The organism is Dorea sp. YH-dor226 (assembly GCF_039832105.1).
In the GTDB taxonomy this organism is placed as follows: domain Bacteria; phylum Bacillota; class Clostridia; order Lachnospirales; family Lachnospiraceae; genus Dorea_A.
Window position 1 is genome coordinate 22,941 of sequence record NZ_JBDOHS010000022.1, and the last position, 15,220, is coordinate 38,160.

15 protein-coding genes and 2 tRNA genes are annotated in these 15,220 nt (G+C 41.6%); 3 read left to right on the forward strand and 14 right to left on the reverse strand.

All coding sequences use genetic code 11. From position 1 onward, the window contains the following. Positions 1-116: 116 nt before the first annotated feature. Genes ABE547_RS13520 through ABE547_RS13550 form a run of 7 tightly spaced genes read right to left on the reverse strand, consistent with a single transcriptional unit; the run spans position 117 to position 7,189 of the window. Positions 117-551 carry a V-type ATP synthase subunit K gene (locus tag ABE547_RS13520; protein ID WP_347379250.1) on the reverse strand — a complete coding sequence of 145 codons (435 nt, stop codon included), beginning with the start codon at positions 549-551 and terminating at the stop codon, positions 117-119. A gap of 27 nt (positions 552-578) precedes the next feature. Next, a complete protein-coding gene (locus ABE547_RS13525) occupies positions 579-2,420 on the reverse strand; it encodes a hypothetical protein (protein ID WP_347379251.1) in 1,842 nt (613 codons plus the stop codon). Continuing rightward, the gene (locus ABE547_RS13530) at positions 2,417-3,031 is read right to left on the reverse strand and encodes a V-type ATP synthase subunit D (RefSeq protein WP_235248926.1); all 615 of its coding nucleotides are present in this window, start codon (positions 3,029-3,031) and stop codon (positions 2,417-2,419) included. The genes ABE547_RS13525 and ABE547_RS13530 overlap by 4 nt, the downstream gene beginning before the upstream one ends. A gap of 12 nt (positions 3,032-3,043) precedes the next feature. Beyond that, positions 3,044-4,339: a V-type ATP synthase subunit B gene (locus ABE547_RS13535; RefSeq protein ID WP_347379252.1), complete on the reverse strand. Its 1,296-nt coding sequence runs from the start codon at positions 4,337-4,339 to the stop codon at positions 3,044-3,046. 11 nt (positions 4,340-4,350) lie between these two features. Then, entirely contained in the window at positions 4,351-6,081 is a 1,731-nt protein-coding gene (locus tag ABE547_RS13540) for a V-type ATP synthase subunit A (RefSeq protein ID WP_347379253.1), read from the reverse strand. A gap of 13 nt (positions 6,082-6,094) precedes the next feature. Next, positions 6,095-6,616 carry a hypothetical protein gene (locus ABE547_RS13545; protein WP_347379254.1) on the reverse strand — a complete coding sequence of 174 codons (522 nt, stop codon included), beginning with the start codon at positions 6,614-6,616 and terminating at the stop codon, positions 6,095-6,097. Between the two features lie 12 nt (positions 6,617-6,628). Continuing rightward, entirely contained in the window at positions 6,629-7,189 is a 561-nt protein-coding gene (locus tag ABE547_RS13550) for a hypothetical protein (RefSeq protein ID WP_347379255.1), read from the reverse strand. Positions 7,190-7,470: 281 nt separating this feature from the next. Between ABE547_RS13550 and ABE547_RS13555 the strand changes: the two genes are divergently transcribed. After that, a complete protein-coding gene (locus ABE547_RS13555; RefSeq protein WP_347379256.1) occupies positions 7,471-8,058 on the forward strand; it encodes a TetR/AcrR family transcriptional regulator in 588 nt (195 codons plus the stop codon). Here ABE547_RS13555 and ABE547_RS13560 read toward each other — a convergent pair. From ABE547_RS13560 to ABE547_RS13575, 4 genes are all read right to left on the reverse strand, one after another. Beyond that, the gene (locus ABE547_RS13560; protein WP_347379257.1) at positions 8,030-8,506 is read right to left on the reverse strand and encodes a hypothetical protein; all 477 of its coding nucleotides are present in this window, start codon (positions 8,504-8,506) and stop codon (positions 8,030-8,032) included. The two genes, ABE547_RS13555 and ABE547_RS13560, sit on opposite strands and share 29 nt — an antisense overlap. A 124-nt stretch (positions 8,507-8,630) precedes the next feature. Continuing rightward, positions 8,631-9,488, reverse strand: coding sequence for a DegV family protein (locus ABE547_RS13565; protein ID WP_347379258.1), 858 nt, complete (start codon positions 9,486-9,488; stop codon positions 8,631-8,633). 13 nt (positions 9,489-9,501) lie between these two features. Continuing rightward, the gene (locus ABE547_RS13570) at positions 9,502-10,857 is read right to left on the reverse strand and encodes a radical SAM protein (protein WP_347379259.1); all 1,356 of its coding nucleotides are present in this window, start codon (positions 10,855-10,857) and stop codon (positions 9,502-9,504) included. Positions 10,858-10,887: 30 nt separating this feature from the next. Then, positions 10,888-11,514, reverse strand: a complete 627-nt coding sequence (locus ABE547_RS13575) for a DUF308 domain-containing protein (RefSeq protein ID WP_347379260.1) — start codon at positions 11,512-11,514, stop codon at positions 10,888-10,890. 243 nt (positions 11,515-11,757) lie between these two features. Here ABE547_RS13575 and ABE547_RS13580 point away from each other — a divergent pair, with 243 nt between their 5' ends. Beyond that, entirely contained in the window at positions 11,758-12,774 is a 1,017-nt protein-coding gene (locus ABE547_RS13580) for a M42 family metallopeptidase (RefSeq protein WP_347379261.1), read from the forward strand. A gap of 137 nt (positions 12,775-12,911) precedes the next feature. Here ABE547_RS13580 and ABE547_RS13585 read toward each other — a convergent pair whose 3' ends face one another. Then, positions 12,912-14,081, reverse strand: coding sequence for an iron-containing alcohol dehydrogenase (locus ABE547_RS13585; RefSeq protein WP_347379265.1), 1,170 nt, complete (start codon positions 14,079-14,081; stop codon positions 12,912-12,914). Between the two features lie 114 nt (positions 14,082-14,195). Between ABE547_RS13585 and ABE547_RS13590 the strand changes: the two genes are divergently transcribed. Further along, positions 14,196-14,633, forward strand: coding sequence for a MerR family transcriptional regulator (locus ABE547_RS13590; protein ID WP_347379262.1), 438 nt, complete (start codon positions 14,196-14,198; stop codon positions 14,631-14,633). A gap of 172 nt (positions 14,634-14,805) precedes the next feature. Here the strand turns inward: ABE547_RS13590 and ABE547_RS13595 are convergent. Then, positions 14,806-14,879 (reverse strand) — tRNA-Pro (locus tag ABE547_RS13595). Positions 14,880-14,933: 54 nt separating this feature from the next. Next, positions 14,934-15,004: transfer RNA gene (locus ABE547_RS13600), tRNA-Gln, on the reverse strand. Positions 15,005-15,220 lie beyond the last annotated feature (216 nt).

The following is a 15,220-nucleotide window of genomic DNA, read 5'->3' on the forward strand; positions in this document are numbered from 1 at the left end:
CTTTTAAATATCCACCAGTTCACCACATATTTTCAATTGAAAAAACGGCCACACAAATCGTGTGACCGTTTTCGCATTTTGTTTTAGATCATTAACCTGCTTTTTTAAATCTGCTCTTAGCCTAACAGCAATAAGCTGAATACCAACGTGAAGAGCGCAACTGTCTCGATAATACCTACTACGATGAAGTAGTTTGCCGTACCTTTTCCTGTTGCTCCCAATGCATCTGCAGCTGCTGCCGCACATTTTCCCTGGAACAATCCGGAAAGACCAATTGCAAGACCTCCAAAGACACCAACTCCGAAAGCAAGAGCCGGATCTGCTCCGCCTGCTACTGCAGATTTAATAAAGTTCATAAGAAGGAATCCGTAGATTGTCTGTGTAAGAGGTGCACCAGAGAATGCAACCATAATGAATGATGCTGGTTTTCCACTTGCATAACACTTTTTCCATGCTCCAACTGATGCCATTCCGGCAAATCCTGCACCGAATGCTGATCCAGAAGCGGACAGACCAAGTGCAGCTGCCATTCCAACAAATGCTAAATTCATAATTATTCTCCTTTATCTTTCTAAAAACTATTTTTCTATCTTATCGTTTACTTTAAATGGTTCATATGCAATGCCTTTCCACTCTACGCCGGCCTGTCCTGAGAACTCCAGAACGTTCAGTCTGACGCCATGTACTACGACAGACAGGAAACACATAACAATATTAAGTCCATGTCCGATTAATACTACCACTACGCCAAGAATCATAAGAGGTCCGTGAAAACCAGCCGCAATTCCGTTAAAGCTCTGGGAAATGGCAAGTCCTGCCATACCTACCGCAAACAAACGGATGTAACTCATTACATTACCAAAACAGCTGATCGTATTCAGGAATACGGTAAACGCATCCGCACATCCTGCTTTGATTCCCTGCGCAATTGTCCGATCCGGTGCCATTCCTCCAAAGAGTACAACCAGAACAAACGCAACACCAATCAGTGCAAATACCGGTTTAATATTAATCTTCTCTCCGATTACCAAGTAAAGTGATAATAAATACATTGCAACAACTGCCACGAGCCATCCCAGGTCTGCCACCCAGCTTAAGTCTTTCTCTCCAAGCTTCTTCTTGATAGAGATCAGACTTCCGAGTGCCATCTGAATTGCCCCGATGGAGAACGAGAACTTCATAATGTTATTCTGCTGTGCAAGAGCTGTAACGCCAAAACACTCCGGATAGTTGGCAAAACCAGGAATTACCATCGCCTTCAGAATCGGGACTTCCATGGCCTTTTCCATACCAAACCACGTACCGGTAATCGCTCCCCACACAATTGTTCCAACAGAAAGTACCAATAACAAATAAACTGCATTGTTAAATTTCTTTGATTTCGCTGCATATGCAATGGTTCCGATCAGGATTAAGACACCGTAGCCGGCGTCACCGATGATCATTGCAAAGAACAGTATAAAAAACAGGAAGAACCAAAGCGAAATATCTGATTCTCTGTATCCCGGGAGAATTCCCAGAATATCAAACACCGGCTTCATCAGTCCGGATACTTTTCCGTATTTCACTTTTGTCGGAATCTGTAAATCGTCTTCAGCTACATCTTCCTGCGCCCATGCCCATTGATTTTCTCTGGCTGCATCTTTAAATCTATCCATCTCTGCCTCAGGAATATACCCTGATATCCAGACGAAATCATCATCATTTTCTGCAGTCTCGCTTGCCGAAGAATAATTCTCCGCATTCTGAGCTTTGAGCATCTGAACCTGAAAACTGGAATCATACACAGCAGCCTTCTTAAAGATCTCCTCACACGCAGCAACTTCCTGCTGTTTGCTTTCAATTTCTTTTTTCAGTTCACCGATTCCCTTCTCCGGGATAGTAAACTCAGCTGCCGGAATGGTTGCCGGCAAGATTCCAATCACAGCAACGGTATCCATCTTATCTATTGATACGAGGCGAATGACCCTGATATCCGGATCCTCTACCACCTTCGCATACTCATTCTTTCCCAGACGGTAAAAATGAAGATCATACCCTGCTTCTTTTAATGGTTTTAAATCACCCGGATGAAACTCACCCCAGGCTTTGATACGTTCGATTTCTGCATTGGCAGCACTTATATCCTGAACAAGCGCTGATTTTTTATCCATTGCTGCCAGAACACCCTGATACATTTCCTCAAACTGAGCATCCGAAAGAATCGGAACCTCTTCTTTCTTTTTGGATTTCTTATCCGGTGCATAGTCCGTCAATGCGGAAGCCGTTTTTGAAAGACTGGTAAATCTTTCTGACACCGCACGCTGTGGACTCTTTTTCTCTGACAGATGCAGAACTCCGAGATTTCGAAGTCCATCGAGCATCTCGTCTTTTTTGGAGACAGATGACACGATGTAGACCATTTTCATTTTCTCTATCATTGTGCCGCCTCCACAAGTTTTTTCTTTGATATTTTTCCGCGAACAACTGCCGCTGTCTGTTGATCTCCAAGAAATACACCGATTACCCGGATATTTTCCTTTGCCTCCGGAATCTTTACCTTCTCAAACAGGTTCACTCTCTGAGAAGTAGAACGTAATTCTTTCTCAAGAAGTGCTTCCTGCTTGCGAAGCACTGACACCAGCGCATCCAGACGTGCAATCTCACGGAGTTTTATGATTGCAGTATCAACCCACAAAGGATAGTCGTCAACATCATAGTTAATGTCTTTGAATGTCAGCTCCTGAAATGTCGGAACTGTAACACCCGCGATGTTCTCATTCTTACAGATAACGGTATCCGGCTGTACCAGATGATCAAGCTTTTTGCTCTCTTCGAAGATTTCATTCTCCGCAAATACAGCAACCCAGTCATCCAGATCTCCAATCATCTGAGCACGTTCGACTTCCTTCTGTTCCAGTTCAGTCTTTGTCTTCATGATGACTGACTGCAGCTGCTGTTTCTTAAGCTGCAGAGTCGGAAGATAACGCTGATACTGTTTCAGGCGATCTTTCTGCACTTTCTGCTCATTTTTTGTAAGTTTGATAGCCATTAACTACTCCTTTTAGTTTAATGCATCCTTATTCGGCCATCTTTCTTTCAGAAGACTCGTCTTCAAACCGGTTTCGTTTGGTTCAAAGCATTCTGCAAGAATCTGCCAGCCAAGATCAAGTGCATCTTCAAGTGGAATATTAACACCAAGATCCATTAATTTTGTTTCGAAAAGCTCACCGTACTTCAGAAGTTTCTCATCCCATTCTGTCATAAGGAATCCCATGGATTTCTTTTCCAGTGCTTCCTTGTACTGAGAGTAAAGACGGATCATACCGTCCATGAGAGCACGATGGTCATCTCTTGTCTTACCATTTACGTTCTGTTTCAAACGTGAAAGTGATCCAAATGGCTCAATGTGTCCGTTCTTTAAATAATACTGACCTTCTGTAATATAACCTGTATTATCCGGTACCGGATGTGTTACGTCATCACCAGGCATAGTTGTAACACCAAGGATCGTGATGGATCCGGCGCCCTCGATATCAACTGCCTTCTCATAGCGAGATGCAAGACAGCTGTACAGATCTCCCGGATAGCCTCGGTTAGAAGGTACCTGTTCCATAGTAATTGCCATTTCCTTCTGTGCATCTGCAAAGTTTGTCATATCAGTAAGAAGAACGAGTACTTTCTTTCCCGCAAGGGCAAACTGCTCAGCAACAGCAAGTGCCATATCCGGTACGAGTGTACACTCTACAGTCGGATCGGCTGCAGTATGAATAAACATAACCGTATGGCTCATCGCACCACCCTTTTCAAGAGTGTCTCGGAACGCAAGATAATCATCATATTTCAGTCCCATACCACCGAGAACGATAACGTCTACTTCTGCCTGAAGTGCGATACGGGAAAGCAAAGCATTGTATGGCTCACCTGAAATAGAGAAAATCGGAAGCTTCTGGCTCTCTACAAGTGTATTGAACACATCGATCATAGGAATACCTGTACGGATCATGTTCTTTGGCAAGATACGTTTTGCAGGGTTAAACGAAGGTCCGCCTATCGGAATCATGTTTTCAGTAAGTGCCGGACCGTTATCTCTCGGAACTCCGGCTCCGTCAAACACACGTCCAAGCAAATGTTCTGAGAAGGAAACCATCATCGGTCTTCCGAGGAAACGGATCGGATCATTGGTTCCTATACCCTGTGCACCTGCAAATACCTGAAGAGATACCACATCTTTATCAAGTTTAATAACTGTCGCATAACTGTCACCTACGAGAGCAAGGTCACCAAGTCTGACATCCTTGGCTCTGACAGTAACTACGTTACCGACGATTGATTCAATTTTTGTATATACTTTCTGCACTTTAGGACCTCCTACTCAACTGCTTTCGACATGTAGAATTCTGAAATTTTCTTTCCCTGCTCGTAGTACTCCGGTGTCTGGAACTGGGTACCGTGCCAGTCAAGGAACTCCTGTCTCAACTGATTGAAGAAGCCTCGGATTTCTTTCTTGTCCTCCAGGTCATAGGACTTCATTAATGCATCATACAGCACATCGAACTCTTCTCTCTGTCTCTCCGGAGAACAAGCCGCATCGATCGGATCAAATGAGTTCTGCTGAAGGTATACAGAGTCGAGAAGTTCACCCTTCTGATAGATGGTATAATCTTCCGCAGATGTTCCTTCCTCACCTACTACCTTCATCATCTGGTTGATCTCATTTCCTCTTCTGAGAATCGCACGTGCTTCTTCGATACGTCCCATATCTACAACACCTGAATACTTGGACCATGAATCCATCGGATGAATTGCAGGGTATTTACGCGCATCAGAACGTTCTCTTGAAAGTCCATGGAATGCTCCCACTACCTTCAGAGTTGCCTGCGTTACAGGTTCTTCAAAGTTACCTCCTGCAGGAGATACCGTACCACCAATCGTTACAGATGCAATCTTACCATTCTTAAGTCTTACTTTACCGGCTCTCTCATAGAAAGAAGCAATTGTTGACTCAAGATAAGCAGGGAATGCCTCTTCACCAGGAATCTCTTCCAGACGTCCTGACATCTCACGCATTGCCTGCGCCCAACGGCTTGTAGAGTCTGCAAGAAGAAGGACATCCAGTCCCATCTGTCTGTAATACTCGGCAAGTGTAACAGCAGTGTAGCAGGAAGCCTCTCTGGCTGCTACCGGCATGGAAGAAGTGTTACAGATAATGATGGTTCTTTCCATCAGGGATCTGCCTGTCTTCGGATCTTCCAGTTCAGGGAACTCTTTTAAGATCTCTACGACCTCACCTGCACGCTCTCCACACGCTGCTACGATAACGATGTCAGCTTCACCGTTTTTAGCCTCCATATGCTGAAGAACTGTTTTTCCTGCTCCGAAAGGTCCCGGAACACAGAATGTTCCACCCTTTGCTACAGGAAGAAAAGCGTCAATACAACGAATCTTTGTTACCAGAGGTTCGTCCGGACGAAGTCTCTCCTCATAGCATTTCACTGCCTGTTTAACCGGCTGTGTGATCACCATGCTGAGTTCTTTCTCCTCACCTTTACTGTTTACAATTACGCAAATTGTCGCTCTTACATGATAAGAGCCTTTTTCTTTAATTGATTTAACCGTCCAGTCACGACCTTTCAGTGTGAATGGAACCATAATTTCATGTGTAAATAATCCTTCAGGAACACTACCGATAGAATCTCCCGCTTCCACAGAATCTCCCACCTTCACAGATGGTGTAAACTCCCATTCTCTATCCGGAATAGGATCAAGATATACACCTCTCTCAAGGAAGAAGCCGCACTGTTCAGCCAGATCCGGTAATGGATTCTGAAGACCGTCAAATACCTGGGTCAGAAGACCTGGGCCAAGTTCAACACTCATCAGTTCGCCGGTAAACTCTACAGCGTCTCCGACCTTAATGCCGTTGGACATCTCGTAGATCTGCATGCTTGCAATCCCATTGTTGATTCGGATAACCTCTCCTTTGAGACGTTTTCCATCAACAAGGATGTAAGCAACTTCATTTTTATGAACTGAACCATCAAAGCTGACATTTGCCAGGTTTCCGTTAATACCAGTTACATATCCTGTTACTGTTTCCATCAATTCTCTCCCGTTATAAGCTATATACGCGCTGCTGTACCTGATCAAAAAGACGTTTGAATTCCTGTTGTCCTTTTTTCTGAACGAAACAGCTCTGGCGCTCAAGCAATTTTAGTTTAATAGCATACCCGAATAAATAAACATCATCAAAAGTATGCAGGCCTACCAATGAATCAAGATTTTCAAATTCATAATCCAGCAAGATTTTCTCTGCTTCCAGCGGATTCTTCGCAGCCAGTGCGGTTCCCGCCACCTGTGCCATGACAGAATCCTTGTCGTAGGATGTCAGATAAGGTCTTCCCAGATTCATACTTCTCTGATAATTAAGTTCCCTCGTAAGATTCTTATAAAATGCAGCCCACTCTTTTACAAGCGGTCCCTCTTCTGACGAAAGAGTAAGATTCTCCAGGAACTTATATTTTGATTCGCTTACATTTGACTGACACATACCGAGAAACTCATCATAAGTGATCGGCATCTCTCCGTCTGTTCTCAGATCCGGCAGGCTTGATATCAAGTAATAATATGAAGCCATAGACACCTCCTGCTAGAAATCAAGATTTCTGAAATATGGCATCAGCATCTGCATGATCTCTTCATCCGAACAGTCAAAATAACCCGAACCATCTTTCGCCGCCAGACGGAATCCTGCCTGAACGCCTTTTGTAGGTCTGATCTCAAGACCATTCTTAATTTCTTCTGCAAGCTCTGCTTTGAGTGCATCATTCACTTCTGAAACTTCAACCGAATAATTCTGTACATCTTCTCCAACCACAACAGCCTGGATTAATTTTCCAAGTGCGGCATCTGAAAGGGTATCTTTAATCTTCGCAGAAAGGATTTTCTCAAATTCAGCTTCCACCTCAGTTTTAAATGCAAGCATAGCATCTCTTTTTGCCTGCTCCGCACTGATTGCAGCACTTTCTTTAAGAATACCGATTTCCTTCTCTGAAGTTTCCTGAATACTCTTCACTTCAGCTTTGGCATCTGCAACAATTGCTTCTGCTTTTTTCTTAGCTTCCGAAATGATTACTTCTGCTTCTGCATTAGCCACATCAATTCCTTCTTTTCGAATTGACGAAACTAAGTCTTGAATCTGTAATTCCATAAGTTCACTTCCTTTCCTTCCATTTTATTTTTTGTTTAAATAAAAAGAATTTATTCATACTATAATACTACAATTAACATGTCTTTTGCAAGCACTTTAGGGACAAAACCATAAAATTTTTCTGTCTTTTTTCTAAAATTTTTCACAAATTAAAAGTCAAATTGTTACATATAAACAATAAAATTTACATGAGCATACCTGTTGTTCTTGGAACGAATTTTGTAAAACTTAATTTTTTATGTTATACTATGGCTAAGAATAGACCAAAGTGAGCTGATAAGATGAACCATACAAAAAATATTATTATAGACGCTTTCTGGCAATTGTTAGAAGAAAAGCCCTACAATAAAATCACTGTAAAAGATGTCGTTGACCGTTGCCATCTGAACCGTAATACATTTTATTATCATTTTCATGATATCCCGGAACTTCTGAAAAACAGTATCAAAAGCGAACATGAGTCTATCATTCAGACCTATTGCAATTTTGGTTCCCCTATTGACTGTATTACGCCCCTTATTCAGAACACCTTAAAACACAAAAAAGCTGTGCTTCATATTTATCGTTCTCTTCAGCGTGAAGTTTTTTTAATATCTTTAAATGAACTGGCACTGCATATGGTAACAAAATATATTGACACTGCTACTGCCAATCTCTCTCTTCCACCGGAAGACAGAGCTCTTTTCATTCGCTTTTACAAATGTGCTCTGGTTGGAGTTTATCTTGACTGGCTTGACAGTGGTCTAAACTACGATCTCGAAAAAAGCTTCATCCGCATTACAGAATTGCTTCATGGTTCAGGCAAACAAGCTATTTTAAGATCTGCTGAAACTATTTGCACTAAAAAAAGCCCAAATATAATGCAGTAATTCCAAATACAACAAAAGCAGTGATACTTCCTGCCAGGAATTCTGATACAGTATGTCGCTTCAATTGTACCGATGCCCAAAATTCAATACCATAAAGAATCATGCAGATCAGTATGGTAACCCCATTCAGCCAGTAGGATAAAAATAAATATGGGAGTGTGCAACTGCATGCATGTCCGCTTGCCCGTATTTTACAAATCTTATTCAAAAAAGTTAAAATCAATACAGCCAGCAGATAAGAGAACAGCACACACATCAACATCTCAGAACAATGCATTATCTTTCCTGCCAGAAATGCAATCAAATACCCGCCAAGATTCAGGATAAACGCCATATTCCTCTGCGTTTCCCGTGAATTTTCCTCTGCATTTTTCCTGAGTTTCGCCATAGGATATGCACAGGCAGGTACAAGCGATAAAAAAACAACTGCCATAATCAGTTCACTCACTGAAGCGAACATTTCCCCAAATGTTCCAGACAATATAAGTAACATAAAAAGTATCAATACAGGAGGAACTGTTATAATACGGACAATCTGTGCTATTTTATTCTTCACTTTTTCACTGCCCTTTCTATAACTTTTTACTGATTCCCATTCCAAAAGCTCCCGGTCCCACATGACATCCGATACTAAATGTCAGCGGATCATAATTGAACTCTTCTCCTTCGAAGATCTCCTTTGCCATGTCCATCCACTCCTGATGATCCTTTTGTTCCACAAAACTCCCAGCAACTCCTACCCTAATTTCATCGCCTCGCTCATGGAACTCATCAGCCCTTTTCTTCATCTCCCGAAGCAAACGTTTTTTACAGTTTTTCGTGCCTCTCACTTTTGCATAAGCATCCAGACGTTCCCCTTCAATAATCAAAAGCGGTTTAATATTCAGCAATTCTCCCATTGCCGCTCCTGCCGGAGTTACACGTCCGCCTTTTTTTAAGTATTCCAGCGTTTCTACCCCGACCAAAATAATGGATTCATAAGCTGCCTGTTCCAGTTTTCTCTTAATCTCCTTTGCCGAATATCCCTGCTCTGCCAGACTAAGAGCGTCCTGTACAGAATGTCTTTGCGTTACGGAAATCTGATGATTATCCACCACCTGCACTTTACCATCATATTCTCTTGCCAGAAGTTGAGCTGTCTGACAGAAGCTGCTTAGTCCACTGGACATTGGAATATACACAATTTCATCATATCCGGCAAATAATATATGTTCCCACATTTCCATGATATCCCCTGGTGATGGCTGTGAAGTAGATAGTTCTTTATGTTCCAAAAGCCATTGATAAAACACTTCATGAGACAATCCATATCCTTCAAAATAAGTTTCTCCCTCTATAATAACGGGCATCGAAATTACATAGACTCCAAGTTTACGTCCTTCTTCCTCAAAAATACCACTGTTACTATCCGTTACAATTGCAGTTCTCATTCGGTATCTCCTCTTAATCTGCTTTTCCCTTGTTTGCTCTGTTCTCTTTCCATAATTCATCCGCAACCGGTTTCCAACTCTCCGCATATCTGTCACATTTGGCACATAGATGATCGGCCGTTTCCGGGGACTGAAGATCTGTTGAATGTGCTTCTGTTCCTGCAACCATGCTCCTTAATTTCTCTGGATTTTCAAGCATCGGACATGGACGCAGCATATTCTCATTGAACGGCTGGTTATCATGGTATGCCATCATCATCGGTGACTGCAGCGCCTCCAGGATTGTCTTCTCTCTGATATTAGAGTCTGAATAGTGGATGAATACGCATGGATCAATATCTCCATTGGCATTGATATGGAAGTAACGGCGTCCTCCTGCAATACAGCCGCCTACATATTCTGCATCATTCTGAAAATCCATTGCAAACAATGGTTTCTCAGCACGATAACGGCGAATCCGATGATAGGTTTCCGTTCTCTGTTCCGGCGTTGGCATAAGTTCCGGGGATGCATCATTTCCAACCGGCATATAATGGAAATACCAGATAAAATAAGCGCCAAGCTCAATCAGACTGTCAAAGAATTCCTCTGATGTAATAGATGCAAAATTTGCACTGGTATAACATGCTGAGATTCCATAGAATAACTTTTTCTCCCTCAAAAGATTCATAGCTGCCGTTGCTTTTTTAAATACGCCATCCCCTCGCCGCAGATCCGTTGCTTCTTCAAATCCTTCCAATGAAATTGCCGGAACAAAATTTCCAACCCGGAGCATTTCATCCGCAAACGCTTCATCAATCAATGTTCCGTTGGTAAAGCACAGAAATACACAGTCGGAATGCTTTTCACAAAGTTTAATCAGATCTTTCTTACGTACCAGTGGTTCCCCTCCTGTGTATATGTACATATAAACGCCTAATTCCTTGCCCTGTTCAATAATATTGTCAATCTCATCATACGTAAGGTTCAGTTTATTGCCATATTCGGCCGCCCAACACCCGGTACAATGCAGATTGCAGGCACTGGTAGGATCCAGAAGAATTGTCCATGGAATATTACATCCATACTTCTCGCGGCATTCATTCTGCTTCGGCCATCCGACTAAAGCAGCGTTAATAAAGAAATTTACAGCAGTCGTCTTCATAACATGCGGATCGATATCCTGTATAATATGGCGAATATATCCATAATACGGATGCTCCGGATTCGTCATTGCCTCACGAACTGTTCTCCGTTGTGGTACAAATTCTTTCCCTGCAAATTTGTCTGCCCAATCCATCAGCTTAAGCAGATTCTTTTCAGGATCCTTGTACAGATAGTTAAATGCCTGCTCCAAACCTAATTTTTTAATTGTTGTTGATACATCCATGATAATTTCCTCCTTGTTTTGTACATTTATTTACTCATTTGCATCGTTCTCATTTGCATGTGGCTGAACACTTATATTCGATAATTTGACAGTTTCTTTTACCGTCAGATGATTCATAATACCTTCTGCCAGCAGCCCACAGCCATTTACGATATGTGTGGTCTGCATACTCTGAAACGGTTTTATAATAATAAGCACGCCAAAAATTCCTGCTATGATAGAAAATATCAAAATCCTGTTCCATGTTCTCAATCCAAATACCTTTGCATCTTTAGCTGTCTGAAGTTTCAAAACCGCATCCAGCAAAATTAAAAGTCCCAGGGCAGGTGTCAGATATTTACGTATACGCAAATTGCAGCCAAGAGTAATGATTCCCACAACGATCAGAAACACGCCACATGCAAAATCATACTGAAAAGCCAGATTATACAGATCATTAGAACAATATCCTATAATCTTTACAATTCCATACAGGATCAGGATAATACCGCTGCATATGCAGACTGCCAAAGGAGACAGGGAAGACATAACCATATAAATGATTCCACTAATATAAAAAATGAAAGATATTAAAATATATCCATCCCTTGCCATGCGAAGTTTTTTCAATGTATTCACCTCTCTTTTTTGATTTCTCTGTTCTTTCTTTTTCGTCATTCTAATTTACATTTTCCATAGTCTCAATAGACATTCATCCCGTTTCTGTCTGATTTTTGGACAATTCAGGCACAATTGCCTAAAAAAATCGACTCATCCATACGGACAAGTCGCCTTTTTTGTACATATTTTTTGTACATATTTTTTGCACCTTTTTTGTACATATTTTTTGCAGATATTGTTGTGTTTTTCACTTAAAAACAGTAAACTAATAACGGATATGTTATTTTTAGGGAGGTTTTTATGAATACTTACATCAACTTTATAACGGAGGAATTAAAGTCGCTTACTTCTATTCCCAGCCCTTCCGGCTATACAAAAGAAGTTACGGCTCATGTTCACAAAGTGTTGACTGATATGGGGTACGAACCATATTTTTCCAACAAGGGAAATGTGCATGTCACACTCGGCGGCGAGGGAAATCCCCTGCTCTTAGCAGCACATCTCGATACACTCGGGGCGATGGTACGCTCCATCAAGGAGAACGGACGTCTCCGCCCGACCACACTCGGCGGCCATCTGTGGACCACCTGTGACGGCGAAAACTGCACCATTCACACCCGCGACGGGAAAGTATATACAGGCGTTGTGCTCAACACAGAACCGTCTGTTCACGTTGCCGATGAAAAAGTAGAACAAAAAGAAGCGAATATGGAAATTCTTCTGGATGAAAATGTAGACACAAAAGAAGCTACAAAAGCACTTGGAATTCAGGTTGGAGATATTATTGCAATGGACCCTCGCACGACTGTAACCGCAAGTGGTTACATCAAAAGCCGCTTCCTGGATGATAAGCTTTCTGCTGCCATCCTTCTCGGACTTGCCAAGATGGTGAAAGAAGAAAGTCTTCAGTTAAAGCGTAAGGTTTCTCTTCTCTTCACCGTATACGAAGAAGTCAGCCACGGCGGATGTTTCATTCCTGAAGATACCAAAGAAATGTTATCTGTAGATATGGGCTGCGTCGGCGCAGACCTTGACTGTACAGAACGTCAGGTTTCTATCTGTGCAAAGGATTCCGGTGGTCCGTACAACTACGATGTGACAAGCGCACTCATCGAAGCAGCAAAAGCCAATAACATCGACTTTGCAATCGATATTTATCCTCATTACTGCTCTGATGTAGAAGCAACGCTCAAGAGCGGATACGATATCCGTCACGGACTTATCGGACCGGGTGTATATGCATCTCACAACTATGAACGTTCTCATACAGACGGTGTGAAGAATACACTTGCTCTCTTAAAAGCTTATATTGCTTAATTTTTGAGGCAGCCGCATAAATGCTGTTTTATGCGGCTGCCTCTACATACTTATCAGAATACTCTTACATTATCCATTATCTTGGTCACATCATCCTTAATTACACAATTACCAGTCTGCTGGCATGCAAGATTTTCTTAGAAGCTCTCTCTGAAAATCTGTTCAATCTCATCTGCATTAAGCACCTTATAACCACCAGGCATAACTATCGTAGCCTTCACAAGATCCGGAATCATGTCCTCTGTTGCTCCAAGTTCAGTAATATTCATTACAAGTCCCAATTCCTTCATCCAGTTTTCCATTGCCTGAAGACCATCAGATGCAACCTGTTCATCCGACTTTCCGGTAGTATCAACATTCCAAACATTCTTTGCAAACCGCACAAACTTCGCAAGGCCGTAAGGCATAATATGCTTATAATATGGCAATGAAACTGCAGAAAGCGTCATACCATGTGTAGCATCCGTACATGCTCCCACAGACTGTCCAAGCATATGTACCATCCAGTCTGTTGACTTTGCCTTGGCAACCAATGTGTTGAGTGCCCAGGTTGCAGACCACATGATATTGCTCCTTGCCTCATAATCCTGTGGATTCCTATTAGCGATACGACTTGAATGTATTACAGACCTCATCAGTCCTTCACTGATATAATCACTTGTATTATCATCTTCCCCTGAAAAATACTGTTCGCATATATGATTAAAGATATCATATATTCCCGAAATCATCTGATAATGAGGAAGTGTCAGTGTATATTTCGGATTCAAAATGGAAAACTTAGGCATGATCTTCTCATCAGCAAAAACATGACCGATCTTCAGTTTTGCATCATGATTGGTAATTACCGCTCCTGTGTTCATCTCAGAGCCGGTACCAACCATTGTCAATACACAGCCTACCGGAATGACCTCACACGAAGGCTCCTCAAATTTCAGATAATACTTTTCCCATGGGTCTTCGTCGCAATGAACAGATACGGAAACTGCTTTAGCATAATCACATACAGAGCCACCACCAACTGCAAGGATAAAATCTGCTTTATGGTTTCTTGCTATCTCTACACCTTCATACAGTTTCTCAACCGTTGGATTTGGCATTACACCTGCAATCTCCGCGACATTCTTTTCCTCCTCTTTGAGGATAGACATAACTTCATCGTAAATTCCATTTTTTTTGATAGAACCTCCACCATATATAAGCACTGTATTCTGTTCATATTTTCTAAGCTCTGTATTTAGGTTTGCAAGAGAATCCCCTCCAAAATACAGCTTTGTTGGATTGCAATAAGTAAAATTTCCTAACATCATTTTCTCCTTTCACTTTACACCATGTCATTTCTTTGTTATTTTAATTATATGCTAGTACCTAAACCTGACTTTAGGTCAAGTAATTTTTGAATTTTTCAGGGAGATGTTTTTATGTACACAATCGGTCAGATTTCAAAAATGTTTAATTTACCTATTTCAACACTCAGATACTACGACAAAGAAGGACTTTTTCCAAATATGGCACGTTCTTCCGGTATTCGCAAATTTTCAGAATCCGAAATAGAAGCTCTCAGAGTGATTGAGTGTCTCAAGAAGACCGGAATGGAAATCAAGGATATCAAACAGTTTATGAACTGGTGTGCAGAAGGTCCTTCTACTTATTCTAAACGCAAAAAACTCTTTGAAGACAGAAAGAAAGCCCTTGAAGAACAACTTCAAGAGCTTGAAAAAAATATGGCTATGATTGAATTCAAATGTTGGTATTACGAACAGGCTATTTCTGACGGTAATGAAGAACGCCTTAATACAATCATTCCAGATAACCTTCCTGCTGATATAAAAAATATGTACGAGTTAGCGCATTCTTAAAATTCGTTAGCAGCGTTAGACTTATTTGTGTAGCAACATTTTTCTGCCCGCGAGCTGCGCATCACTGCACGAAGTACGTTTTATGTAACAGGGGAATTCTAATGAAATTTCCTATTATATAAAAATACCACAAAACCTGTATTACAAGCTTTGTGGTATTCATTAGTTCCAGTCGGAGTGACGTGATTCGAACACGCGGCCTCTACGTCCCGAACGTAGCGCTCTACCAAGCTGAGCCACACTCCGATATTAGATAACCGGACACTTTTCCAAAAAGCATCCGGCGCCCCTGCCAAGGAACTACGGATAGAGGACTCGAACCTCTACTAACAGAGTCAGAGTCTGCTGTGCTGCCATTACACCAATCCGCATTGGTTTGTGGTTTGTTCAGCGAACAAATATTATTATACCTGCTTTTCCCAAAAAGTCAACCCCAAATTTTACATTTTTCATATTTTTCTTATTTACTGAAGTGAAAAGTTTATTTCCACTTTGAAGGAGGGAAAGTGGATTTTAGTCTTACATCTATTTCCACTTCCACAAATGCAGCATTTAGTCTTACACTTTTCCTGTTAGACAGTCGCCGG